We start from the raw sequence: 23766 nt of genomic DNA on the forward strand, positions 1-23766 counted from the left end.
GCCTCCATCTTCACCATCTTCGAGGGCGCCAGCGAGATCCAGAGACTCATCATCGGCCGCACCGTCACCGGCCTCCCCGTCCGCTGACGCACGGGTGAGACCACGGGTGAGCGGGGAGGCTCAGGGGTGAGGAGGTGAGGCCGGTGTTCGCATGGCCCACACTCGGAGTCCTGGTCGGCATCGCCGTCCCCGTGGCGATCATCCTCCTGGTGCTGGCGATCTTCCGCATCGTCCAGGTCCAGGCGGAGCGGGCCGTCCGCTCACCCGACTACTGGAGACGGCTCCCCGAAACGCGGCCCGACCCGACCGAGGAGGAACGGGACGAGGACGACCGGAACGGGGAGCCCGACGGGGACTCCGCCCGGAGGCGGACCGGCGACGACGAGTAGGCCCCGGCGGCCCGGGAACCGCTCACACGGCGCGCGCGACGGTGACGATGTCGTCCTCGGTGCCGGTGAACGGCCCCCGCGCCGCGTCTGCGTACCTCTCCGCCACCTCGAACCCGGCCCCGGCCAGGAACCGGTCGAGTTCCCCGGCCGGGGTGAAGCGCAGCGCGCCCCGGTCCACCCGGAGCGCGGTCCCGTCCCGGGTGGCGACGGTCTCGGTCAGGGTGACCACCCCGTCCGCCACCGACTCCACGCGGTGCTCCACCCGGAGCGCGCGCCCGTGGTGGTCCACCACCTCGGCTGCGTTGTCGGGGACCCACCGCTCCCAGGCGCGCGCCACCGGGTTCCGTGTACCGAACACGAACCGCCCGCCCCCACGGAGCGCCGAGCGCACCGCCTCCAACGACCGGCGCAGCTCGTGGTCGGAGACGAACTCCTGGAAGGCGTTCCCGCCCATCACGGCGAGGTCGAACTCCCCCCGCCGCTCCAGGTCCACCGCACGGGCCTCGACCCACTCCACGTCCTCCCGGGCCCGCGCTCGGCGCAGGGAAGGACCGTCCGGGTCGATGCCGAGGAGCCGTCCCGCGTGCCCCTCCCTCCGGGCCCGTCGCAACAGCTTCCCGGTCCCGCATCCCACGTCCACCACGGCGTCGGCCGTCATCGCGTGGGACAGGAGGAAGTCGTCACCGGGCGCCCAGGGGTTGAGCAGGTCGTAGAGAGCGGCGAGGTCGTCGTCCGAGTAGGAGCGGGGGGAGGTGGCCATACGGGCGAGTATCGCCGCCCGGCCCGCCGACCGCATCCGGTTTCCGGCGCCCCGCTACTCCTTGGAAGCGGTGGCACCCCACCAGATGTTGACGTCGGAGTCGACCGCCCACCGGTCGATGTCGCGCAGTTCCTCGTCGGAGAACTCCGTGTGCTCGACCGCCCGCAGGTTCTGCTCCAGCTGCTCCACGCTGGAGGCGCCCACGAGCGCCGTGGTGACGGTACGCGGGCCCTGGTCGCGCAGCACCCAGGAGATGGCCATCTGCGCGAGGGTCTGTCCGCGCTCGGCCGCGATCTGGTTGAGCGCGCGGGCCCGGCCGAGCACCTCCTCCGTGAGCATGTTCTCCCGCCAGCTGGGGCGCCCCACCCCGGCCCGCGAGTCCTCGGGCACCTCTCCGCCCAGGTAGCGGGAGGTGAGCAGGCCCTGTGCCAGGGGCGAGAAGGCGACCACGCCCATCCCCTCGTCCGACGCCGCCTCCAGCAGGCCGTCCTCGACCCAGCGGTTGAGCATCGAGTAGGAGGGCTGGTGCACGACCAGCGGTGTTCCGAGATCGCGCATGACGGCCGCCGCGCGGCGGGTCAGCGACGGCCCGTAGGAGGAGATCCCCGCGTACACGGCCCGGCCGGACACCACCGCCTGGTGAAGGGCGCCCATGGTCTCCTCGAGCGGGGTGTCCGGGTCCGGCCGGTGACTGTAGAAGACGTCCACGTGGTCCAGGCCCATCCGGGTGAGCGAACGGTCCAGCGAGGACAGCAGGTACTTGCGCGAGCCGCCCCGCTGGTGCGGCCCCGGACCCATCACCCACCCGGCCTTGGTGGTGATCACCAGCTCGTCGCGATAGGCGCCGAGGTCGCGGGCCAGGGCCCGGCCGAAGTTGGTCTCCGCACTGCCTGCGGGCGGACCGTAGTTGTTGGCCAGGTCGAAGTGGAAGACACCGAGGTCGAAGGCGCGGCGCAGGATGCGGCGCTGCCCCTCCAGGTCCCGGTCGTCACCGAAGTTCTGCCACAGCCCCAGCGACAGCCGGGGCAGGTTCAACCCGCTCCTGCCGCAGCCCCGGTACTCCAGAGAGTCGTACCGGTCCGCGTCCGCCACGTACGTGCCCAAACCCGTGTTCCCCCTCCACCCGCCCGGTCCGCCGTCGGACCGGCTGCGCGGTCGTCGCTAGCCGTCGATCGTGAGCTCGCCCATGCGGTCCCAGCCCTCGCCGTCGACCACGCGGCTGACGATGAGCGGGGTCTCCTTCAACAGCGGCTTCATGGCGGCCAGCCCGGCCCGGAAGTGGTCGCTGTTGACGTGGGCCTCGGCGGCCCCGTCCCGGAACGCCTCGACGAGCACGAACTCGTCGTCGCGCTCGACGCTGCGCGACCACTCGAACCACAGGTTGCCGGGCTCGGCGCGGGTGGCCGCGGTGAAGTCGGCGACCGCGTCGAGGAAACCGTCCACGGCCTCCTCCTTGGCCCGGAACTTGACGACGATCAGGATCATGCCGCATCTCCTTCGTTGTGTGCCACGGGGCGCGCGGTCGTCCCGCGCCCCGGCCCCACTCTCCCAGAGCCCGAGGGCCGGGGCCCCGCCGGGCCGGGCACGGGCGGTGTTCGTCCCCTCACCCCGACCCGTGGCGCGCGCCGCACACGGGATCGGTACCGGGGTCGGGTCGTGCGCGCCGTGCCCGGTTGGATCAGGCGCCGCCGAGGGTGGTGCCGGGCAGGCGGGTGGCGCGCCACTCCCCGTCCTCGTCCTCGCGCACCTCCAGGGAACCGAGTTCCTCCTCGGCGTGGACCATCTCGACGTGGGCCACCAGAGTGTTGCCATCCAGGTCGGTGCTCACGGTGACGTCGCCGACCTCGATGGTCTCCGCGTCGGGCAGTCCGGCCGCGTAGGCGGGGAAGGCCTCGACGCAGTCCTGGCCCTCCTCACCCTGACCGGTGATCGCGGCCTGTGCGCTTTCGTCGGCGAAGGTGCAGGCCAGCTCACCGTCCGAGACGACCAGCGCGGCGACCAGGCCCTCAGCCACGGTCCGGGCGGCCCGGGTGGCCTCGGCCGCCTCCTCCTCGCCGGGCTCGCCGCCGCCCCGGGCCTCCTCCTGGACGGCCGCCTCCTCCACGGTCTCCTCGGCGGGGGCCTCGTCCGCTCCCGAGCAGGCGGTGAGCGCGAGGAACAGGGGCAGGGCACACAACAGGGTGCGTCGCATGGGGGTCGCCTTCCGTGGTCGGACTGGGGCCGTGGGCGCCGGGTCAGGAGCGCTCCGCCCCGCCGCCGTGCCCGTGACGCACCATTGTTACCGCATTCACCCGACCGATGACCACGGGTGTCTGCCCACGGCGCCCCGTCGCGTCCACGACCAGGCAAAGCATGGGCGGAGGCGCGGTTCGGCTTGACCCGGACCGGGGCACTCTCCTGCGGCACGCACCGAGCGAACGGGCGCGTTCACACCGGGTGACCAACGGATAGGGTTCCATGACCAGTCCCGACGACGACCGCACGGCCCAGCGGCGATGGGAGGCCCTGAGCCCCTTCGAACTCAAGGGACACCTGATGGATCTGGCCGGGGACGCCTCGCACAAGAGCGCCCACGCCATGCTCAACGCCGGACGCGGCAATCCCAACTGGACCGCCGCGCCGCCCCGGGAGGCGTTCTTCCTGCTCGGCCGGTTCGCCGTCCTGGAGTCCCGCCGTACCTGGAACGAGTGGCCCGCCGTCGCGGGGATGCCCGCCGCCGAGGGCGTCGGCGAGCGCTTCTCGGTGTTCCTCGACCAGAACGCGGGGGAACCCGGCGCCGACCTGCTCCGCCGCGTCCTCAACCGGGTGGAACCGGGTCGCCGCGACGAGGTCCTGCACGAACTGGTCGACGGCGTCATCGGTGACAACTACCCCGTGCCCGACCGCATCCTGCCGTTCGTGGCCGAGTCGGTGCACGAGTACGTGGTGCGCGCGATGGGCGACCGGGCCCCCGCGACCCCCTACGACCTGTTCGCGGTCGAGGGCGGCACCGCCGCGATGTGCTACGTCTTCGACTCCCTCCAGGTGAACCGGGTCCTGCGCCGGGGGGACCGGATCGCGCTGATGACCCCGATCTTCACCCCCTATCTGGAGATCCCCCGCCTGGACCGCTACGACTTCGACGTGGTCGAGGTCAGCGCCTCGCGAGGCACCGAGGGGGGCTTCCACACCTGGGACTACGACGACGCCGAACTGGAGAAGCTGGCCGACCCGTCGGTGCGCCTGGTGTGCCTGGTGAACCCGAGCAACCCGCCCTCGGTGGCGCTGTCCGAGCGCTCGCTGGAACGCGTCCGCGAGATCGTGGAGCACCGCAACCGCGACCTGGTCATCGTGACCGACGACGTGTACGGCACCTTCGTGCGCGGCTTCTCCTCTCTGATGGAGGTGTGCCCGCGCAACACCCTCGGCGTGTACTCGTTCTCGAAGTACTTCGGGGCGACCGGATGGCGGCTGGGGGTGATCGCCCTCCAGCCGGACAACGTGGTGGACGACCTGATCGCCCGCCTGGACGGTGACGACGCCGAGGCGGTACGGCGGCGGTACGCGTCGCTGTCGCTGGACGTGTCGGGGATGAGGTTCATCGACCGCATGGTGGCCGACAGCCGGTCCGTGGCGCTGAACCACACCGCCGGGCTGTCCACTCCCCAGCAGGTGCAGATGGCCCTGTTCGCCCTGTTCGCGCTCACCCACGCCGACGAGGAGTACCACGCGCCGGTCATGAGCGTCCTGGACCGGCGGCTCGCGGCGCTGTCCGAGGGCCTGGGCGTGCCCCTGCCCGCCAGCGGCCGCCGCGCGGGCTACTACGTCGAACTCGACCTGCTGGCCTGGGCCGAACGCCACTGGGGGGCCGAGTTCGCCGAGTGGACGCGCGCGAACTACGAACCGGTGGACCCCGTTCTGCGCCTGGCCCGGGAGGACGGCGTGGTGCTGCTCAACGGCGGCGGCTTCGACGGCCCGGAGTGGTCCGTGCGGATCAGTCTCGCCAACCTCGACCACGGGGCCTACGAACGGATCGGCCGCGTCCTCCGGGAGATCGGCGAGGAGTACCACCAGAGGTACACCGAGGCCACCGCACGCTGAGGCTCCGACCCGAGAGGAGACCGCCGTGGGCGGCTGGATCACCGACCTGTTCGAGAACACCCCGGAGATCGCGCTCTTCACCGCGCTCGCGCTGGGATACGCGTTCGGCCGGGTGCCGTTCGGACCGATCCGTCTGGGCGGGGTGTGCGGCACCCTGCTGATGGCACTGCTGATCCGCTACCTGACCGGCGCCGAACTCAGCTCCGGAGTGCAGAACCTGGCCTTCGCGCTGTTCATCTTCGCCCTGGGGTTCAGCAGCGGACCGCAGTTCTTCGCCAACCTCAACCGGAAGGGTCTGCGCTACCTGGGTTTCCCGATCATCGAGGTGGTCTCGGTGATCCTCGTGGTGCTGGCGTTCACGGTGGTCATGGGCCTGGACCAGGGCACGGCCGCCGGTCTGACGGCGGGCGGTGCCACGGAGTCGGCCGCGCTGGGGACCGCCAGCGAGGCCATCGGGCGGCTCGGGCTGTCGGAAGCGCAGACGCGCACGCTCCAGAACAACGTGGCGACCGCCTACACGGTCAGCTACCTGTGCGGGCTGGTCACCATCGTGCTGCTCACCAGCCAGATCGCGCCCAGGCTCATGCGGTTCGACCTACGTGCGGAGTCCGCGAGACTGTGGCAACGGATGAGCGGCGGGCACGACGACCAGCCCGGCGAGCAGCCCGCCCTGCCGGACCTGGTGGGCCGGGTCTTCCGGGTGGAGGCCGGGGCCGGGCGCACGGTCGACGACCTCACCCACGCGCTCAACGGCGCGGCGACCGTCGAGGAGCTGCGCCGAGGCGACCAGAACATGCGCCCCGAGGCCACGACCCGAGTTCGGGAGGGCGACCTGCTGACGGTGGTGGGCCGCCGGTCCGCCCTGGTCGGCGCGGAGGGGGTGATCGGCCCCGAGCAGGCCGAGGAGCCCGACGTGCGGCTGCGCTCCCTGGACGTGGTCCTCACCCACCGAAACGCGCACAACCTGCCGTTGAGTGGGATCAGGGACGTGCTCGGGCCGGGGCTGCGCGAGTCGGTCTTCGTGGAGAGGGTGACCCGCACCGAGCGGGAGCTTCCGGCCCTGCCCGGTACCGTGCTCCAGGTCGGCGACGTCCTCACGATCCTGGGGGCTCCCAGCGACGTGGAGGCGGCGGAGCGCAGACTGGGCTACCCGGTGGCGTCGCGGTACACCACCGACTTCGTCTACCTGGGTCTGGGCCTGGTGCTCGGCATCCTGATCGGTCAGATCGTGATCCCCGTGGGCAACGCGGAGCTCACCCTGGGCACGGGCGGCGGAGCCCTGCTGGCCGGTCTGGTCTTCGGATACCTGCGGGCCAGGCGGCCCACCTTCGGGACCCTGCACCCGGCCGCCGCGGGCACGATGAAGGACCTGGGGCTGGCGACGTTCATCGCCGCCGTGGGGATGTCCGCGGGGCCGTCCGCGCTCCAGCTGGTGCAGCACTACGGGGTGATGCTGCCGATCGCCGCAGTGCTGACCACGCTCATCCCGGCGACGGTGTCGATCCTCGTGGGGTGGAAGATCCTGCGCGTCGAGCCGCCGCTGCTCATGGGCGCCGTGGCCGGACAGCAGTGCAGCACGCCCGCGATCAGCCAGGTGCTGTCCACAGCGGGCAACTCGGTCCCGATGATCGCCTACACCATCACGTACGCGATCTCGAACATCCTGCTGCCGCTGACCGGCCCGGTCATCGTGGCCCCGGCCGGGATGGTGGTGTGACCGGGACCGGGGGGCTTGTCGCTGGGGGCCGACCTCTGGTCATATGGGGGAGGGTGACCGGCCTCACGGTATCCACTGGCGCACAGAGCACGCGCGGGCGTGCCACGGGCGGTGCGGCGCACGCGCGGGCGTGCCCGGCACCGGCCCGCCGTGCGTCCGCGCCGGAGGTGACATGTCGTACCGACTTCGCGAGGGCGCCCTCGGCGCCCGCACCACGCCCCTTCCCCCCGCCCTGGGAACGGGACTGCGACCCTTGGTGCCGCTCCTGACGGAGGAGGCCGTGGAGGCCGTGCGGCGCCGGTCCGAGGCCCACTCCCAGCCCCTGGACCACGCCCACGCGGAGTCGGTCCGGACCGTCGTCGGGGCCGCGGCGCACGCCTTCCTGGACCGGATCGAGGACGGCTCCGCGAGCGCGGGCCCGGAGGCCGGGGGTCCCGGCGGGTCCCGGGGGATCGTCCAGACCTTCCGGGAGTTCGGCGCCGGGGAGGCCCGGCAGGGGCGCACCCTGGAGTGCCTCCACACGGGGATGCGCGCCTCCTCCTCGGCGGCGTGGCGACGGCTGTCCCGCGCCGACTCCCTGGACCGGGACCAGGTCGCGGCGCTCGGTGAGGCGCTCTTCGCGTTCCAGGAGGAGATCTGCACGGCCGCCGCAGAGGGGCACGCCCGGGTGCGCGGCGCCGGGGTGGAGGCACTCCGCCGGCGCCGCTCCCGACTGTTGGGCGCACTGCTGGCCGAGTCCGGGCCCGGGCCGCAGGTCCGGGCGCTGTCGTCCCTGGCCGGGGCCGCGCGGTGGCGGATTCCCGAGCACGTCGCGGTGGCGTTGCTGCACCGGGTGGGAGCGGACGACCCGCCGACCCCTCCCTCGGACGTCCTGGTGGACCTGGACCGGTCCGAGCCGTGCGCGCTGGTGCCCGACCCCGAAGGGCCGGGCCGACTCCGGTCGTTGGAGCGGTCCCTGCGCGGGTACCGGGCGGTGCTGGGGCCAACCGTCCCGCTGGCACGCGCCCCGGAGTCGTTGGCGCGGGCCCGTGAGCTCGCCGAGCTGGTCGGCCGCGGGGCGGTGCCGGGCCGGGGGGTGCTGCGGTGGAGCGACCACCTCCCCGAGCTTCTGCTCTCGCGGGACACGGAGCTGGTGGCGGAGTTGACCCGCGTCCGGCTGGCGCCGTTGGAGGGGATGCGGGAGCAGCAGCGGGAACGCATGGCCGACACCCTGTTGGCGTGGTTGGAGTCGGGGTTCAACGCCAACGAGGCGGCCGAGCGGCTCCGCATCCACCCGCAGACCGTGCGGTACCGGATGCGACAACTGGAGGAGCTGTTCGGCGCTGGGCTCCGCGAGCCGGGAGCGCGGTTCGAGCTGGAGCTGGTGCTGCGGGCGCGTCGGCTGTTGGGATCGCTGGACCGGGGACGGCCGTTCCCGGGCTGAGCGGCGGCCCGGGAACGGAATACATACCGAACAGTCGGGATGTCACCCGCGCGGAGGAGCGCGGGAGACGTCCCGGACCGGGCCGCCAAGCGGCGGTGTCAGCCCCGGGGCGCCAGTGCGCGGAGCACGGCGGCCGGGTCCGCGCCGGGCGGTCCGATCGGAGCGATGAGCGGGGTGTCCACCCCCGCCTCCTGGTAGGCCCCGATCCGTTCCCGGCAGTACGCGGCCGGACCGTGCACGACGAGCTCGTCCACCACCGCGTCCGGTACGGCGGCGAGCGCCCCCTTGCGGTCGCCCTCCTCCCACGCCCTCCACATGGGTCCGAGCTCCTCACGGCCGAGCCACTCGTGGAAGGCCCGGTAGACGGGCACGTTCAGGTAGGCGCAGATCGCCCGGCGCCCGATCGCCCGCGCGGTGTCGGGGTCGGTGTCCGGGACGGCGAAGATCCGCGCCACGACCTCCTTCTCCTCGTCGGCCCCCGCCTCGCGCACGATCGGAGCGACGGTCCGCACGTCGCCCGCGGACAACCAGTTGAGGATCGCCCCGTCGGCCTCGCGACCGGCCAGGCGGAGCATGCCCGGACGCAGCGCGGCCACCAGGACCGGCGGGACCCGATCGGGCACGGCGGCGAGCGTGAACCCCCGGACGGAGAAGGTGTCGTAGTCCTCCTGGACCCTGCGTCCCGTGAACGCCTCACGGAGGAAGCGCAGGGTGTCCCGGACCCTCCGGTAGGGCTCCTCGAAGGGGAGGGAGTTCCAGCGCTCGACGATCACGTTCGAGGAGGTGCCCACTCCCAGGACGAACCGGCCCGGCGCGGCGGCGGCCATCGTGGCCGCGCTCATCGCCAGGGTGGCCGGGCCCCGGGTGTAGGCGGGGACGATCGCGGTGCCCAGGCGCAGGCGCGGCGCCCAGACGCTCGCGAGGGCGAGCGGGGTGAACGCGTCCGCGGCGTTGGCCTCGGACGACCAGGCGTCGGTGTACCCGAGGTCGGTCAGGGACTCGAAGAGGGGGCGCTGGTCGGCCAGCGGTACTCCCTCGAACGGAACGGTGATGCCCCAGCGGTCGGTCATGGCGGCTCCATGGGTCGGCGAGCGGGCCGAACCGGATTCGGTCCGGTGTGGCACGACCGTACCCCCGTCACCGTCCGTGCGGGAGGCCCGGCGGCCCTTCCGGGGCGTATGTTCGGTGCGGGGCCCGCGCCCGCGGGCCGCAACGGTCGACCCCGAGAACGAAGGAGGCCATCTCCGTGGCCACGCCACCCTCTCCGTACGACTTCCTGCCCGCCGTCAAGGCGTTCACCCTCACCAGCGACGACCTCAGGGACGGCGGGTCCCTGCCCCGGGCGCAGGTCAGCGGGCTCATGGGCGCCGGAGGCGAGGACGTCTCCCCGCACCTGTCCTGGAGCGGTTTCCCCGAGGGGACCCGCAGCTTCGCGGTCACCTGCCTCGACCCCGACGCGCCCACCGCGAGCGGGTTCTGGCACTGGGCGGTGTGCGACGTCCCCGTCGACGTGACCGAGCTGTCGGCCGACGCGGGCAACGGTTCCGGCCTGCCGGCCGGGGCCGTGACCCTGCGCAACGACGCCGGGAGCCACCGGTACGTGGGCGCGGCCCCGCCCGCCGGGCACGGGCCGCACCGCTACGTCTTCGTGGTGCACGCCGTGGACGTCCCGAGCCTGGGCGTCGACGCCTCAGCGAGCCCGGCGTTCCTCGGCTTCAACCTGTTCACGCACTCCCTCGGGCGCGCGACCCTCACCGCGACCCACGAACAGGTCTGACCCGGGCCCGTGTCGCCGGAGGGCGGGTGGCGAACCGAGCGCGCCACCCGCCCTCTGCCCTTCCTCCCGGGGCCGATGAGTACACGCGCGAGGGGCCCGTTCGGTTCACGTGGCAGCCGCATTCGGCCAATCCCGAGCCGTGGGAGCACCTCCCCGTCTAGGCTCGAACCCCATCCCCCGGCCCACTCGGATCTCGCTCGGAAGGTTCACCCGGTGCCACAGCAGACTTCGAGGAAACCGACCGTCGTGGTCACGACGGCGGGCTCCGCCCCCACGCCCGGAACCATCCTGCGCCTGCGGGAGAGCGGATTCCGGGTGGTGGCCACCGACGTCGACCCGACCGCGCCCGGCCTGTACCTGGCCGACCGAAGCCGACTCGTTCCCCCGGGCGACAGCGAGGCCTTCCTGCCTCGGATGCGCGCCCTGTGCGCGGAGGAGGGCGCCGCCGCCGTCGTACCGCTGGTGGACGAGGAACTGGTCCCGGTGGCGGAGCTGGGCCGGGACGGGGTGGCGGTCCTCCTGCCCCGTCCGGACTTCGTCACCACGTGCCTGGACAAGTACGCGCTGATGCGTGAACTGGAGGACGCGGGGATCGGGGTGCCCCGGACCTGGCTGGCCTCGGAGTGGCCCGCCGAGGCAGCCGACCGCTCACCGGGGGGAATGGTCGTCAAGCCCCGCAGGGGCCGCGGCGGCCGCGGCGTGGTCGTGGCCGAGTCCGCCCGCGACACGGCCCGCGCGATCTCCGAGAGCGGGTACGCCGCCGACGAGCTGATCGTGCAGGAGCGCGTCACCGGCCCCGAGTACACGGTGTCCGTCGTGGTGTGGCGCGACGGCGCCGTGCAGGCCGTGGTCCCCAAGGAGGTCCTGCTCAAGCGGGGGGTGACCCGGTACGCCGTCACCCGGCGCCACCCGGGGGTCGCCCGGACCTGCCGGGCGGTCCAGGAATCGCTGCGCGCGGACGGCCCGTTCAACGTGCAGCTGTGCCTGGACGAGCGCGGACGGCCCCGGGTCTTCGAGATCAACCCCCGGTTCTCCTCCACGGCGGCGCTCACCGCGGCCGCCGGGGTCGACGAGGTCACCGGTCTGCTGCGCCAGGCCGTGTGCGACGGGCCCCGGCTCACCGACGAGTGGCGCGAGGGGGTGGCGATGGTGCGCCGCTGGACCGACGAGTTCATGTCCGAGGAGCGGTTCGCCTCGCACGGGATCTCCCCGGCCCCGGCCGCGCGCGTCCCGGGCCCGTCCGGCGCCGTGCTCCCCGCCCCGCCCGTGGGCGCCCCGGCGCGTGCGCGGTGAGCGGTCGGCACGCGTTGTCGCAGGCGGTGGCGACGGCGGTGGTGGAGGTCGGCGGGCTGCTGCGTGACTGGCGCTCGGACCCGGCCGTGCGCGACGGCGTGTGGGAGGGGAGCCAGTTCAAGGCCGAGGCCGACGCCCGGGCGCACCGGGCGCTGTCCGAGCGGCTCACCCGCATCGACCCGGGTGTCCCCGTGGTGAGCGAGGAGGACCCGGGATCGCTCGTCCGGGAACGCCCGCCCCGCTACTGGCTGATCGACCCCATCGACGGCACCGCCAGCTACGCGCACGGGTTCGACGGGTACGTGACCCAGGCGGCCCTGGTGGTCGGGGAGCGCCCGGAGGTGGCGGCGGTCCACGCCCCGGAGCGGGACACCCTCTACACGGCCGTGCGTGGTCAGGGCGCCCGGCGCGACGGCCGGGACCTGCCCCGGCAGCCGCCCGCCCCACCCGGCCGGGGGATGCTCACCGACAACACCCCGGAGCCCTCGGGGGTGGCCCGGCGCGTGTACGAGCACTTCGGGTACGGCGCCTACCTGGAGAGCGGGAGCATCGCGCTGAAGCTCTGCCGGATCGCCGAGGGGGACGCCCAGTTGTTCGTGAAGGACGTCCCGGTGCGCGACTGGGACGTGGCCGCGCCCGGTCTGGTCCTGGCGGAGACGGGGGGTCTGCTGACCCGTCTGGACGGCTCCGGGTTCACCTACCGGGGGTCCTTCGAGCACACCGGCCTGGTGGGGGCGGCCGACCCCTCCACGGGCCGCTCGGTGGCCCGGTGGCTACAGCTCTGACCTGCGGCGAAACCGCTCCGGCACTGGAGGCCGAGGAGCGGTCGCAACTGGTTCTTCCGATCCCTTTCGCGCGCCGGACCCGGCGCGTATCGTGTGGGAACCAACGCGCCTTTGGGGGTGGCAAGTGGAGGCCCAACGTGTGTCGCCGAACCGGATGCGCGCCTCGGACACCGAGCGGGACCTGACGGTCGACCGCCTCGCGGTGGCGTTCTCCGAGGGCCGTCTGGACCACGAGGAGTACGAGCGCCGGGTGGGTGCCGCGCTGAACTCGGTCCTGGTCGGTGAGCTGCGCTCGCTCACCGCCGACCTCCCCGAACCGGTCGTCCCGGCGCCGAGGGCGCACCGCGAGCGCCGCTCCGTCCCCGAACCGACCGGGGCCCCGGTGCCCTGGGAGGAGTGGGGCGAGGAGTGGCGCTGGTGGTGCGGCGTGGCCGGGGTGCTGACGGGGGTCTGGGGCGTGGCCAGCCTGCTCGGCGGCGAGCTCGTTCCGTACTGGCCGCTGGTGCCCCTGGGCATCTGGGCGGCGGTGCTGCTGGCCTCCGCCATCTGGCCGAGCGAGGAGGGCCCGCCCTGAGCGGGCCCCCGGGGCTCAGCCCACGGCGTGCAGCCACCGCACCGGGGCGCCGTCGCCCGCGTAACGGAAGGGTTCGAGTTCCTCGTCCCAGGGGCGCCCGGTGAGCAGGTCGAGTTCGGCGGCCAGGTCGGTGCCCTCGGCGGCCGCCTTGGCCATCGCCGCGCGCAGTCGGCCCTCGGGCACCAGCACCTCTCCGGCCGCGCTGGTGACGGCGGTGAACACGCCGAGACTGGGCGTGTAGCTGTAGCGCGTGCCGTCGCAGCCGGGCGAGGGCTCCTCGGTCACCTCGAACCGCAGGCGCTGCCATTCGTTGAGCGCGGACGCCATCGCCGCCGAGGTCCCCGGCTTCCCCTGCCAGTTGAGCTCGGCGCGGTGGTGGCCGGGGGCCGCGGTCTGCGCGACCCAGTCGAGTTTGACGGGAACTCCAACGACACCCGCGACCGCCCACTCGACATGTGGGCACAGCGCCGCGGGTGCGGAGTGGACGTACAAGACGCCACGTGCGGACACCGAACCTCCTGATACGAACGAGTGCGCTTCCCCGACGCCCTCGTACCACGAGAAGGTTGCATACCCGCCTGAATGCCTTTTGCCCCATTGTGCCCCAATGGCACCCTGGGAACCATCGCGCACGCTGGTATTTTCCAGCGTTCCCACCGCACCCGAGGCACCCAGTGATTAGCGTGTGCCCCAGGCGGCGACAGGAGTCCGATCATAGTGGGGGCGGATGTGCCAGACCAGACTGACGAAGGCCTCCAACCCCCGGAAACCCCCGACACAAACGCCCATCAATACAGTTCAGGGTACGTTTCTACCACTTCCCTCCCGGTTCCGGCCACAACCGGCCCCGTACCGGCGCCCTCCGCCACGGCCGCGCTCTCGGACGCGGACCTCGTCTCGGGCGCCTGCCGGGGGGACGCCCGCGCGTGGGAGGCCATCGTGGACCGGCACCTGGGCATGGTGAACGCGATCGCCCGTTCCTACCGGCTCCCCGCTCAGGACCACGAGGACGCCGTCCAGACGGTGTGGCTCCTTCTCAACCAGCACCTGCCCCGGCTCCGCCACCCCGAGCGTCTCGGCGCCTGGCTGCGCCGCACGACCAACACCGCCTGCGCCCGCCAGCGGCTGCACCGGCGGCGCTTCGTCCCCACCGACCCCGTGGACATGGACGCCCCCGGCCCCTCCCAGGACGATCCGGAGGACCAGTTCCTGCGCGAGGAGCGCCGCACCGAACTCCGCCGGGCCGTCGACGGCCTCACCGACCCGGTGGACCGCCGGGTCGCGGGGTACTACCTCGACGACTCCCCCGACGCCGGACCGGTCTCCCGCCGGGCCACCCCGAACCAGCGGCGGCACCTGTTCCGAGAGCTCCGCCGCTCCCTCCGACAGCGCACCGATCCGAGCGAAAGGCGTGAGTGAGCCGTGCGGAACGACCCAGACCCCCGACGGCACCGAACCGGACGGACCGCCGCGCTGGCCGCCTTCGACCGTTCCCTGGACGGCGCGCGCGGGGCCAGGACCCTCCGCGACGCTCCCCCCTCACCCGACCAGCCGCCCCAACGCGACGGCCTGGAGGTGGCACCGGCGTTCCTGGCGTTCGACCTGGACGGCGTCCGCCTGGACCTCCAGGTGCGGGCACGCGGTGGCCTGCGCGACCTGTCCGGCCTGTTCCAGGGCGACTTCGACCACGTGGACGCGCGCCTACGGCGCCCCGGGGCCACTCTGTCCCTGATCGTCGGGGTGGACGGCCGCTTCGTCGCCGCCGACCAGCCCCCCGGACCGGTCTGCCTGGTCGTGGATCGTCCCGGGCGACCCCTCACGGTCACGGACTGGTTCACCGTCTGAGCCCTCGGGGGTAACGGGCCCGACCCGAACCGGGTTAGGCCCCGGCACCAACACACCACCTTGTGCCCGCCTTCGCCCCGGTTCGTCATGTTCGGTCACCGATCGGTTGTCCACAGGTTGTCCCGGGCCGCCCCCTCCGGGACGAACGCGCTGCTATCACTGGAGTTGACCGCCCCCCTGGCGAAAGAAGGCTGCCGGACGTGCTCCCCAGCGCAACGCCCGCCCCCGCGACCCCGGGCACTCCCCCGGTCGCGGGCCCACCGTTCCCCGCCACCGGACGCGCACTGCTGGACCAGGTCACCCAAGGCGTCCGACTGGCCCGCACCGGCCGCTTCGAGGAGACCGTCCTCCTGATCGACGACACCCGCAGGCGTCTGCGCGGCCACCCCGTGGCCGAGCTCGACCCGGTGGTGCCCGGAGTCCTGACCGACCTCGGGCTGGCCCAGACGCTGTGCGGCCGCTTCGGACCGGCCGAGGACCACCTCAACGAGGCGCGCTCCCTCGCCGACGCGCGCCGTCTCCCGCTCCTCGCCCTCGTCGCCCGGCACAACCTGGGCTGCCTCGACCTGCACCGGGGCGACCCCGCCGCCGCCATCGCCACCTTCCGCGCACTCGCCCCCCACATGCCCGCCGACCGTCAGGGCCCCCTGCGCGTCGACCTGGCCGAGGCCCTGCTCGCGGCGGGGCTCGTGGAGGAGGCCGGGCGCGCGCTCGCCGAGGCCCCGTGGGGCTCCGATCAGGACGGCGTCGCCCGCGTGCTGGTCCAGGCCAAACTCCGGCTGATGGAGGGCGATCCCACGGGCGCCCTCCACCTCGCGCACAGGGTCCGCGCGGAGCTGGGCCCCGGTTCCCTCTGGTTCGGGCTGGCGGACAGAGTGGAGCGTGCCGCGCGGGGCGCCACCCGCGCCCGGCCACCCGCGCACAGGGCGCGAGACCTCCTGGAACTGCGTCTGCCCGCCGTCTCGGACCCCTCGCCGCCCGGAGCCCTCGGGTCGTTCAGGGCGCTCGCGGACGCGCGCCGGGCGCTGGACCGCCTCGACCGGCACGGCGGCACGGCCCCGGGGCCCTGGCTCGGCGCGGCCGGACACGACCCCCACGTGCTTCGGGCCGGACTGGAGGGCTGCCTGGTCTCGGGAGACCCCGCGACCGCCCTGGAGTGGGCCGAACTGGGCCGCACCTGGGCCGACCGCTTCGTACCGGCACCGGAGAGCGCCTCCGCGCCCAGCATGACCGGGCCCACCGGCCGGTACCGCCGCGCCCTGGACCACGGTTCCGAGGAGGAGGCCCGCCGCCAGGCGCGGATCTGGGAGTCCGAGCACTGGCGGGCCTCCTCGGACGGCCTCGAGGCGCGCGGACACCGGCGCCCGGTGCTGGACACCCTGCTGGGGCGCCTGGACGGCCGCGCGTTCGTGCACTACACCGTGGCGGGCTCGGAGTCGGTGGCGCTGGTCGCGGTGTCCGGTCGGGTGCACGCGCGCGCCCTGGGCCCCCTCGTCCGCCTCCGTCGCGCGCTCGGCCGGTTCTCGCACGAACGGACCGCTCCGCCCTACGGCCGCTCCTCGGCTGTCGCCGGTCCGCCCGGGCCACCGGCCGTCGGCGTGGTTCCGGCACCGCGCTCGGAGAACTCCGGGGCCTTCGCGCGGTCGGCCGACGAGCACCTCTCCTCGCTCCTGCTCGACCCCGTCCTCCCCCTGGTGGGCGACCGCCCCCTCGTGGTCACGGCCGACCCCTACCTGGGCGACCTGCCCTGGGGGCTCCTCCCCGGAATGCGCCAACGCCCCGTACGCCTGGTGTCCACGGCACTGGCCTGGGCCGGTCGGCCCGGCACCCGGCCCGGCTGGGACCGCGTACTGCTGGTGTGCGGGCCCGAACCCCGCAGCGCCCGACTGGAGGTCGCCGACCTGGCCGAGGCGCACCCGGGCGCGCGGGTCCTGGTCGGCGCGGGCCGTGAACGGGTCCTGGACGCCCTGGCCCACTGCGACCTGGCGCACCTGGCCGGTCACGGGCGGGTCGGCGACCGCACCCCCATGCTCGCCTGGTTCGACCTGCGCGGCGGCCCGCTACTGGCCTGCGACCTGACAGCCCTGCCCGCGGCTCCGGCCCTCGCGGTGCTCTCCAGCTGTTGGGGAGGGCGCGGTTTCGGCGAGACGCCGGGGCGGCCCGGCGGGTTCGTGGGCGCCCTGCTGGCCCGGGGCACGCGCACGGTGGTCGCCAGCCCGGTACCGGTGGACGACGAGCGGACCGGACCCGCCATGCGCGCCTTCCACCGCGCGCTGACCGGAGGGGCCGAGGTGTCCGAGGCCGTGGCGCGGCACCTCGGGCACCTCGGCTTCTGCTGCTACGGCCCCTGAGGGCGGGGCGCGGCGGTGCGGTCACCGCCGCGCCCCTCTGCCGTCACCAGCCGCGCTCGCGCCACTGGGCCAGGTGCGGGCGCTCCTCACCCAGGGTGGTGTCGCCGCCGTGCCCGGGGTAGACCCAGGTGTCGTCCCCCAGCGCACCGAAGACCCGCTCCGACACGTCACCGAACAGTGTCTGGAAGTCCGCGTCGGACCAGGTCTTGCCGACCCCGCCCGGGAAGAGGCTGTCGCCGGTGAACAGGTGGGTGTGGCCGTCGGGGTCGTCGTAGCGCAGGGCGATCGACCCGGGTGTGTGGCCGCGCAGGTGGATGACGGTGAGTGCGCAGTCCCCGACCGGGACGGTGCCGCCGTGAGTGACGGGCTCGTCGACCGACACCGGCAGTTCGTCGGCGTCGTCGGGGTGGGCGACCGTACGGGCGCCGGTCTGGCCGACGACCTCGGCCAGGGCCTGCCAGTGGTCCTGGTGGCGGTGGGTGGTGACCACGCGGGTCAGCCGGTCCTCACCGACCAGCTCCAGGATGCGGTCGGGTTCGGCCGCCGCGTCGATGAGGACCGCCTCGCCCGTGCTCCGGCAGCGGAGGAGGTAGGCGTTGTTGTCCATCGGGCCCACGGCCAGCTTGGTGATCGTCAGATGCGGTAGTTGGCGAAGGTCGGCGGGGCCGCCGACCTTGGTATCTCCGGAGTAGCTCACACGACCATTGTGGCCTGTCGCGGGGAGCGTACGCACCCGGGTGGGACACCCGGCGATCCGGGTGTCCCACCCCGGGGGCGGGAGGGGGGTTCCCACGGGCGTCAGCGGGCCCAGCGCGGCGGGCGCTTCTCGAAGAAGGAGGCCCGCCCCTCGGCCGCGTCCTCACCGGCGAAGAACTCGGCGGACAGCTCGCCCATCCGGGTGAACATCTCGGTGCGGCGGTCCGGGGCCGCCTGGGCACCGCCGCCCAGCTCGCCCAGGAGTTCCTTGGTGCGCGACAGCGCGCCCGGCGCCGATCCACGCAGTCCCTGGAGGACGGCGTCCACCGCCTGGTCCATCTCCCGGTCGGGGACCGCCTGCGTGAGCAGTCCCGCCCGGGCCGCCTCGGAGGCGTCGAAGAGCTCGCCGGTGAGGAAGTAGCGGCTGAGCTGGCGCGAGTGCATCCGCGCCGAGACGGGGACGGAGATGATCGCCGGGACCACGCCGATCCGTACCTCCGTGAAGGCGAAGGTGGCGCTCTTGGGTGCGATCGCGATGTCGGCGGCGGCCACCAGGCCGATCCCGCCCGCGCGGGCGGGGCCGTTCAGCACGGCGATCACCGGTTTGGGGCCGCCCATGATCCGCTCGAAGATCTCGGGGAGTTCGGGGGCGGACGGTACCGGCATGCCCCGGAGCGCGGCGCCGACCTCCTTCAGGTCGGCTCCGGCACAGAACACGGGTCCGCTGCCGGTGAGCACGATCCCCCGCACGTCGTCGTCGGCCATGGCGTCGGCGAGGGCGGCGTCGAGCCGGGCGCGCAGCCGGGCGGAGAGCGCGTTGCGGTTGCGCGGTGAGTCGAGGGTGATGGTGGCGATGGCACGGTCGACACTCGACCGCACGAGGGGGGCGTCGTCCGAGGGGTTCGGGGGTGTCGGTTGCTGCGTCATCGCGGGCTGACCTCTCTTGCGTCGAACGCGCGGACCGGCCGCGGGACCCGCGCCTCGCTGGTGGCGGGAGCGCGGCGGCCGCGGCCCGCGCCCACCGTGCCGAGTCTGCCGGTTCCGTGTTACGGGCGGGCGCACTGGTGTTACGTGCACCACACGCTAGCGCTCACGCCGGTCGCCGCCCCCACCCGCCCCGCGCTCGGCGGCCGGCGCGCGGATCGGGCCTTCTCGGGCCCGGACCACCACGGGGCCGGGGCGTCCCGTACGCGGAATCGCCCCGGCCCCGCCGGGTGTGCTCCGGTCCCCGCGTTCAGCGCCGGGTCGTCGCGGCGGACAGCGCGTCCGCGAAGTGCAGCATCGTGGTGACGGCCTCGGCGCCGTCGGCCGCCTCGCTCACCCGCAGGGTGAGCGGCTCGGCGGTGAGCGCGCCGGTGTACCCGTGGTCCAGCTCGCAGCTCTCGTCCGCGCAGGAGGCCGGTTCGAGGTCGATGTGGGCGACCGCGCCCCAGTTGACCGACAGGTTGACGCTCAGCACCAGCTCGCTGGGCAGGCTGCCCGCCGTGTACTGGGCCGGGTTGGGTACCACGCGGGTCAGCGCCACCGACTGGATGTTGCCCAGCTGGATGCTGTCGGTCGTGGTGGAGGCGTGCGAGGTCCCGCCGGGCTCGGTGGGCGGGTGCTCGTCGGTGTGGCAGACCACGAGCCGGGTGGCGGTGAGCAGCATGACGGTGATGTGCCGCCGCATCTCCATGGCCGGGTCGAAGGTCGCCTCGTGGTGCACGATGAACGCCTCGGCGGCCTCCTCGCCCAGGGTGGTCGCGACGGCGTCGATCACCAGAGCCGGGTAGTACCCGCTCCGCTCGATCTCCAGGCGCCAATCCGTGGACACGGCACGTGTTTTCCTCATACCCCTATCCTGCCCCCTTCCGGCGACACTTCGCGACCGTCCGCCGAAACGCGACGCCCATTGCCGGATCAGAACGTCACCCCGCGCAGACGACGCGGCCCCACGTCGGGCCGGACCTCGGGGGCCTCGCGCAACCACATGCGGGCGCCCAGGACGTGCGCTCCGGTGGCGTTGACCAGAACCGGGTCCAGGTCCACGTAACCGATCTCGGGAAACGCCTCCACGAGGCGGGACACCCGGATGAGCAGCTCCTCCAGGGCCTCCACGTTCGGCTGCTCGGACAGCGAGGTGGCACCGGCGGGCAGGCCGAACAGCAGCGGCGCCGCCCGCACCGCGTGGATCAGGTCGGCCGCGTCCATGTCGGTCAGCGGCGCCAACCGGAAGGCGCGGTCGTCGAGCAGCTCGGCGGTGACGTCCGCGAGGCCGAAGGAGACCACCGAACCGAAGGACTGGTTGTCGCCCGCGCGCACCACCGTGGGCACGCCCGGTGCGGCCATCCGCTGCACCACCAGCTCCGCCTCGCCGCCGAACCGGTCCTCCAGGGACAGGTAGGCGCTGCGCACGTCCTCGGGGGTACGCAGGTCGGCGCGCACGAACGTGCCCCCGGCGCGGACCCGCAGATCCGGGGCGTCGGCCTTGACCACGGCGGGGTAGCCGAGCTCACCGGCGGCCACCACGGCCTCCTCGGCGGAGGTGACCCTGATGTCCGGGTAGGCGGCGATGCCGTAGCAGGCCAACAGGTCGCGGGCGTCCTCGGAGGAGATCGCCGTCTCCTCGTCGTAGCGGCGCTCACCACCGAACCAGGCGACGTCCTCCTCGGTCGGACCGGCCTTCTTGAGTGCGCGGCCGATCGTGGCGCGCGCCCGGGCGCGGTCGATGTCCGGCAGTTCCGGGTGGCGACCGGGCTTGCGGTTGCGCCACTGCGCGTACCGGGTGGCGTGGGCGACGGCGCGGACCGCGTCCTCGGGCGAGGAGTAGGAGGGGACCGACCCGTGCAGGGTCTGTCCGAGGTCACCGACGTGCCGCAGCTCCTCGGGGATGCCCTGGCGCGCGAGGTAGGTCGTGACGACGGGCTTTTCGGAGTCCAGCGAACGGGCCCGCAGCACGCGGGCCACGTCGTCGCCGATGGGGTGCAGGGCCGGGACGAAGACCACCACGACGGAGTGCACGTCCTCGGCGGCCTGCGCGGTGCGGATCGCGGTGTCGAAGTCGTCGGCGGTGGCCTGCGGACCCAGGTTCACCGGGTCGTGCGGTTTGAGTCCCTGGCGCACGGCGGCGTCCTTGACCAGCAGTTCCAGGGAGTCGGAGTTGCCGATGATCCCCACCCGCGGCCCCTGGGGCAGCGGCTGGTAGGCGAGCACCTGGGCGGCGTCGAACATCTGCGTGATGTCGTCCACCCGCACCACGCCCGCCTGCTGGAACAGCGACGTGACGGCGTAGTCGGGCAGGGCCAGCCCTCCGGCGGCGTGCCCGGTGGGGGTGGTCTGCGCCGAACCGCCGCTGCGCACGGCGACGACCGGCTTCTGTTTGGCCAGGCGCCGGGCGAGCCGGGTGAACTTGCGCGGGTTGCCCAGGGATTCCAGGTACTGGAGGACGACCTTGGTGGCCGGGTCCTCCTGCCAGTACTGCATGAGGTCGTTACCGGACACGTCCGCGCGGTTGCCCGCGGAGACGAAGGTGGACAGCCCCATGCCGCGTTCGGCCACCCGCTGGAGGATGGCGCGGCCGAGGGCCCCGGACTGGGAGAAGAACCCGATGGGGCCCTGGGGCGGCAGGTCCGGGGAGAGGGTGGCGTTGAGCGAGACGGTGGGGTCGCTGTTGGCGATGCCCAGGCAGTTGGGGCCCACCACGCGCATCCCCGCCGCGCGGGCGGTGCGCACCAGCTCGTCCTGGCGGGCGCGCCCCTCGGGGCCGACCTCGCCGAACCCGGAGCTGACTACGATCAGCCCGTGCACGCCCTTCTCGGCGCACTGTTCGACCACGTCGACGACGGTGTCGGCGCGCACGGCGACCACAGCGAGGTCGATCTGGTCGGGGATGTCCAGGACGGAGGGGTAGGCGCGCACGCCCACGACGGCCTTGGCCTCGGGGTGGACCGGGTAGACCGGGCCCTGGAACTCCCCGCCGAGCAGGTTGCGCAGCGCGGTCTGCCCGATGGTGTGGGCTGTGCGGCTGGCGCCGATGACGGCGACGGACTCGGGGAAGAGCAGGCGGGCGATGGAGCGCGACTCGGCGCGCTGCTCGCGGGCGCGCATCACCTCGGTGGAGTCGTCCGTGGGCTGGATGTCCAGGGTGAGCCGGATGACGCCCTCGTCGAAGGTCTGCTGCGCCGTGTACCCGGCCTCGCGGAAGACGTTGATCATCCGCCGGTTCTCCGGCAGGACGTCGGCGATGAAGCGTCGGACGCCGCGTTCGCGGGCGGCGGCCCCGATGTGTTCGAGCAGGACCGAGGCCAGGCCGCGCCCCTGGTGTCCGTCCTCCACGACGAAGGCGACCTCGGCCTCCTCGGGAGCGACCTTGTCGTAGCGCACCACCGCGACCATGGCGTCGGAGATGGTGGCGACCAGGGCCACGCGGTCCTCGTAGTCGACGGTCGTGAAGCGTTTCACGTCCCGGTCGGAGAGCTTGGGGTAGGGCGCGAAGAACCGGTAGTAGATCGTCTCCGGTGAGAGCCGGGAGTGGAACTCGCGCAGCAGGTCGGCGTCGTCAGGGGTGATGGGGCGCAGGTGCGCGGTGCCTCCGTCGGTCAGGACGACGTCGGCTTCCCAGTGGTTCGGGTAGGACTGCACGACTGCGAGACTAGACGACAATCGGCCGAATTCGGAGAAAGTCCATGCGGGGTCACCGAAATCGACCCCGATCGGCCCTCGCGCGAAGGCGAGCCGCACGCGCTCGGACGGGGCTCGAACGACCCGGTCCGGCGAACCGGAACCGGCGGCCTCCGATCCGTGGGACGGGTCGCGTCGGCCGGGGGCGCCGCGACACGGCTGTTCGGACGCGTGCGGCCCGCCGCCCCGGCCCGCCGCCGAGCCGGGCCGGGCGCGCTCGGCGTCCGAGATCACGCCGAGTGCGGATAGGCTTCCCGGGTGGGTCGAAACCCCCTGGTGCGCGGGGCCTGCCGACCCGCGGCGGCCCCGGCGCGACCGCGTGTCCCGGGCGCTGTCAGTTCGTTACCCGACACTGATCGTTAAGCTGTTAACGTCGTGCGGGCACAGATTCTCAAACCCTCGGTGGTGGCTGGCGAAATGACTCGAGTGGTCGTGATCGGTGATCTGATGACCGATGCCGTCGCGCGTGCGTTCCACCCGTTGGCCCGCGGCAGCGACACCCCGGCGTCGGTGATCATGTACGGCGGCGGTTCCGGGGCGAACATCGCCTCGTGGCTCGCGGTGGAGGGAACCGACACCACGTTCGTGGGCCGTCGTGGCTCCGACATCACCGGCCGCACCCGCGAGATGGAACTCATGGGCTACGGCCTGGACTCGCGCATGGTCATGGACCCTGAGCGCCCCACCGGTACCTGCGTGGTGATGATCACCCACCGGGGCGACCGCACGATGCTCAGCGACCCCGGCGCGAACGCCCGCCTCCAGCCCGAGGACCTGCCCCGCGACGTGTTCGGCCCCGACGGCCACCTGCACGTGTCCGGGTACACGCTGATCAACTCCGACTCCCGCCGCGCGGCCCGGGTGGCCCTGCGCATGGCGCGGGAGAGCGGCATGTCCATCTCCGTGGACGGCGGTTCGCACGCCCCGCTGGAGCGCGCGGGCGCGGAGAACTTCCTGGACTGGACGCAGGGCGCGCGGCTGCTGTTCGTCAACGTCGCCCAGGCCAAGGTGCTCACCGGGCGGGACGAGGCCGAGGCCGCCGCGAAGGTGCTCACCGCCTGGTTCCCCAACGTGGTGATCAAGCTCGGCGAGGAGGGCGGCCTGTGGGCCTCCAAGACGCGCGAGGACTGCGTGAGGGCCCCTGCCGAGCCGGTGGAGCCCTCCCCCGGTTCGGTCGGTGCCGGTGACGCGTTCATCGCCGGTTTCCTCCCGGCCTGGCTGGCCGGACGGCACCCCAAGGAGGCGCTGGGCCGGGCCAGCAGGCTGGCGGCGCGTGCCCTGCACCAGCCGGGGGCCCGCCCGGACCTGGGCGAGGGCGAGCCGGTGCGCAGGGGCGCCCCCCGGGGCCAGCGCCTGCGGTAGACCCCGACGTTCCCACGGGCCCCGCCACCCAGAGGTGGCGGGGCCCGTGGCGTGT

22 protein-coding genes are annotated in these 23766 nt (G+C 73.5%); 12 read left to right on the forward strand and 10 right to left on the reverse strand.

Annotated elements, in window-relative coordinates:
* The first annotated feature begins 143 nt into the window (after window positions 1-143).
* Window positions 144-389 (forward strand): hypothetical protein, encoded by a 246-nt coding sequence (locus ACFYL4_RS17235; protein WP_387519211.1) that lies wholly within the window; start codon window positions 144-146, stop codon window positions 387-389.
* Between the two features lie 22 nt (window positions 390-411).
* Here ACFYL4_RS17235 and ACFYL4_RS17240 read toward each other — a convergent pair whose 3' ends face one another.
* The 4 genes from ACFYL4_RS17240 to ACFYL4_RS17255 all read right to left on the reverse strand — a co-directional run bounded on the left by ACFYL4_RS17240 (window position 412) and on the right by ACFYL4_RS17255 (window position 3340).
* Window positions 412-1149 carry a class I SAM-dependent methyltransferase gene (locus tag ACFYL4_RS17240; RefSeq protein ID WP_387519213.1) on the reverse strand — a complete coding sequence of 246 codons (738 nt, stop codon included), beginning with the start codon at window positions 1147-1149 and terminating at the stop codon, window positions 412-414.
* A 54-nt stretch (window positions 1150-1203) separates the two neighbouring features.
* Complete coding sequence (locus ACFYL4_RS17245; RefSeq protein WP_387519215.1) at window positions 1204-2253, reverse strand: aldo/keto reductase; 1050 nt, start codon at window positions 2251-2253, stop codon at window positions 1204-1206.
* A gap of 57 nt (window positions 2254-2310) precedes the next feature.
* Window positions 2311-2634: a putative quinol monooxygenase gene (locus tag ACFYL4_RS17250; RefSeq protein WP_357761359.1), complete on the reverse strand. Its 324-nt coding sequence runs from the start codon at window positions 2632-2634 to the stop codon at window positions 2311-2313.
* Between the two features lie 193 nt (window positions 2635-2827).
* On the reverse strand, window positions 2828-3340 hold the full coding sequence (locus tag ACFYL4_RS17255) for a lumazine-binding domain protein (protein ID WP_387519217.1): 513 nt from the start codon (window positions 3338-3340) through the stop codon (window positions 2828-2830).
* A 266-nt stretch (window positions 3341-3606) separates the two neighbouring features.
* Between ACFYL4_RS17255 and ACFYL4_RS17260 the strand changes: the two genes are divergently transcribed.
* From ACFYL4_RS17260 to ACFYL4_RS17270, 3 genes are all read left to right on the forward strand, one after another.
* The gene (locus ACFYL4_RS17260; RefSeq protein WP_387519219.1) at window positions 3607-5229 is read left to right on the forward strand and encodes a bifunctional aspartate transaminase/aspartate 4-decarboxylase; all 1623 of its coding nucleotides are present in this window, start codon (window positions 3607-3609) and stop codon (window positions 5227-5229) included.
* A gap of 25 nt (window positions 5230-5254) precedes the next feature.
* Complete coding sequence (gene aspT / locus ACFYL4_RS17265; RefSeq protein WP_387519221.1) at window positions 5255-6946, forward strand: aspartate-alanine antiporter; 1692 nt, start codon at window positions 5255-5257, stop codon at window positions 6944-6946.
* A 172-nt stretch (window positions 6947-7118) separates the two neighbouring features.
* Window positions 7119-8369: a helix-turn-helix domain-containing protein gene (locus tag ACFYL4_RS17270; RefSeq protein WP_357761348.1), complete on the forward strand. Its 1251-nt coding sequence runs from the start codon at window positions 7119-7121 to the stop codon at window positions 8367-8369.
* 98 nt (window positions 8370-8467) lie between these two features.
* On the opposite strand, the gene ACFYL4_RS17275 is transcribed toward ACFYL4_RS17270, so the two are convergent.
* A complete protein-coding gene (locus ACFYL4_RS17275) occupies window positions 8468-9439 on the reverse strand; it encodes an LLM class F420-dependent oxidoreductase (protein ID WP_357761345.1) in 972 nt (323 codons plus the stop codon).
* 176 nt (window positions 9440-9615) lie between these two features.
* Here ACFYL4_RS17275 and ACFYL4_RS17280 point away from each other — a divergent pair, with 176 nt between their 5' ends.
* The 4 genes from ACFYL4_RS17280 (at window position 9616) to ACFYL4_RS17295 (ending at window position 12798) form a co-directional block, all read left to right on the forward strand.
* Window positions 9616-10146 carry a YbhB/YbcL family Raf kinase inhibitor-like protein gene (locus ACFYL4_RS17280; protein ID WP_387519224.1) on the forward strand — a complete coding sequence of 177 codons (531 nt, stop codon included), beginning with the start codon at window positions 9616-9618 and terminating at the stop codon, window positions 10144-10146.
* 246 nt (window positions 10147-10392) lie between these two features.
* Window positions 10393-11439: an ATP-grasp domain-containing protein gene (locus tag ACFYL4_RS17285; RefSeq protein ID WP_357761493.1), complete on the forward strand. Its 1047-nt coding sequence runs from the start codon at window positions 10393-10395 to the stop codon at window positions 11437-11439.
* Entirely contained in the window at window positions 11436-12224 is a 789-nt protein-coding gene (locus ACFYL4_RS17290) for a 3'(2'),5'-bisphosphate nucleotidase CysQ (protein ID WP_387519226.1), read from the forward strand. The genes ACFYL4_RS17285 and ACFYL4_RS17290 overlap by 4 nt, the downstream gene beginning before the upstream one ends.
* A gap of 124 nt (window positions 12225-12348) precedes the next feature.
* The gene (locus tag ACFYL4_RS17295; RefSeq protein ID WP_357761336.1) at window positions 12349-12798 is read left to right on the forward strand and encodes a DUF1707 domain-containing protein; all 450 of its coding nucleotides are present in this window, start codon (window positions 12349-12351) and stop codon (window positions 12796-12798) included.
* A gap of 15 nt (window positions 12799-12813) precedes the next feature.
* Here ACFYL4_RS17295 and ACFYL4_RS17300 read toward each other — a convergent pair whose 3' ends face one another.
* Complete coding sequence (locus tag ACFYL4_RS17300; protein WP_357761334.1) at window positions 12814-13308, reverse strand: DUF3145 domain-containing protein; 495 nt, start codon at window positions 13306-13308, stop codon at window positions 12814-12816.
* 429 nt (window positions 13309-13737) lie between these two features.
* Here ACFYL4_RS17300 and ACFYL4_RS17305 point away from each other — a divergent pair, with 429 nt between their 5' ends.
* The 3 genes from ACFYL4_RS17305 (at window position 13738) to ACFYL4_RS17315 (ending at window position 16994) form a co-directional block, all read left to right on the forward strand.
* Window positions 13738-14217, forward strand: coding sequence for an RNA polymerase sigma factor (locus tag ACFYL4_RS17305; RefSeq protein WP_387519228.1), 480 nt, complete (start codon window positions 13738-13740; stop codon window positions 14215-14217).
* 3 nt (window positions 14218-14220) lie between these two features.
* The gene (locus ACFYL4_RS17310; RefSeq protein WP_357761327.1) at window positions 14221-14643 is read left to right on the forward strand and encodes a carboxypeptidase regulatory-like domain-containing protein; all 423 of its coding nucleotides are present in this window, start codon (window positions 14221-14223) and stop codon (window positions 14641-14643) included.
* Between the two features lie 200 nt (window positions 14644-14843).
* A complete protein-coding gene (locus ACFYL4_RS17315; RefSeq protein ID WP_387519230.1) occupies window positions 14844-16994 on the forward strand; it encodes a CHAT domain-containing protein in 2151 nt (716 codons plus the stop codon).
* 43 nt (window positions 16995-17037) lie between these two features.
* On the opposite strand, the gene ACFYL4_RS17320 is transcribed toward ACFYL4_RS17315, so the two are convergent.
* The 4 genes from ACFYL4_RS17320 to ACFYL4_RS17335 form a co-directional block, all read right to left on the reverse strand.
* Window positions 17038-17691, reverse strand: a complete 654-nt coding sequence (locus ACFYL4_RS17320; protein ID WP_357761321.1) for an MBL fold metallo-hydrolase — start codon at window positions 17689-17691, stop codon at window positions 17038-17040.
* A 101-nt stretch (window positions 17692-17792) separates the two neighbouring features.
* Complete coding sequence (locus ACFYL4_RS17325; RefSeq protein ID WP_357761318.1) at window positions 17793-18617, reverse strand: enoyl-CoA hydratase-related protein; 825 nt, start codon at window positions 18615-18617, stop codon at window positions 17793-17795.
* A gap of 307 nt (window positions 18618-18924) precedes the next feature.
* Window positions 18925-19503, reverse strand: coding sequence for a DUF5998 family protein (locus tag ACFYL4_RS17330; protein WP_357761491.1), 579 nt, complete (start codon window positions 19501-19503; stop codon window positions 18925-18927).
* Between the two features lie 86 nt (window positions 19504-19589).
* Entirely contained in the window at window positions 19590-22310 is a 2721-nt protein-coding gene (locus tag ACFYL4_RS17335; protein ID WP_387519232.1) for a GNAT family N-acetyltransferase, read from the reverse strand.
* A 465-nt stretch (window positions 22311-22775) separates the two neighbouring features.
* On the opposite strand from ACFYL4_RS17335, the gene ACFYL4_RS17340 reads away from it, so the two are divergent.
* Window positions 22776-23711 (forward strand): sugar kinase, encoded by a 936-nt coding sequence (locus tag ACFYL4_RS17340; protein ID WP_357761488.1) that lies wholly within the window; start codon window positions 22776-22778, stop codon window positions 23709-23711.
* Window positions 23712-23766 lie beyond the last annotated feature (55 nt).

The sequence above is a fragment of the Nocardiopsis sp. NPDC006938 genome (genome assembly GCF_042869555.1).
Classification (GTDB): domain Bacteria; phylum Actinomycetota; class Actinomycetes; order Streptosporangiales; family Streptosporangiaceae; genus Nocardiopsis.

Coding starts and splice junctions, on each gene's coding strand:
- ACFYL4_RS17240 (WP_387519213.1), bottom strand. CDS start 1,149: ATGGCCACCTCCCCCCGCTCCTACTCGGACGACGACCTCGCCGCTCTC.
- ACFYL4_RS17250 (WP_357761359.1), bottom strand. CDS start 2,634: ATGATCCTGATCGTCGTCAAGTTCCGGGCCAAGGAGGAGGCCGTGGAC.
- ACFYL4_RS17255 (WP_387519217.1), bottom strand. CDS start 3,340: ATGCGACGCACCCTGTTGTGTGCCCTGCCCCTGTTCCTCGCGCTCACC.
- ACFYL4_RS17260 (WP_387519219.1), top strand. CDS start 3,607: ATGACCAGTCCCGACGACGACCGCACGGCCCAGCGGCGATGGGAGGCC.
- ACFYL4_RS17270 (WP_357761348.1), top strand. CDS start 7,119: ATGTCGTACCGACTTCGCGAGGGCGCCCTCGGCGCCCGCACCACGCCC.
- ACFYL4_RS17275 (WP_357761345.1), bottom strand. CDS start 9,439: ATGACCGACCGCTGGGGCATCACCGTTCCGTTCGAGGGAGTACCGCTG.
- ACFYL4_RS17325 (WP_357761318.1), bottom strand. CDS start 18,617: ATGACGCAGCAACCGACACCCCCGAACCCCTCGGACGACGCCCCCCTC.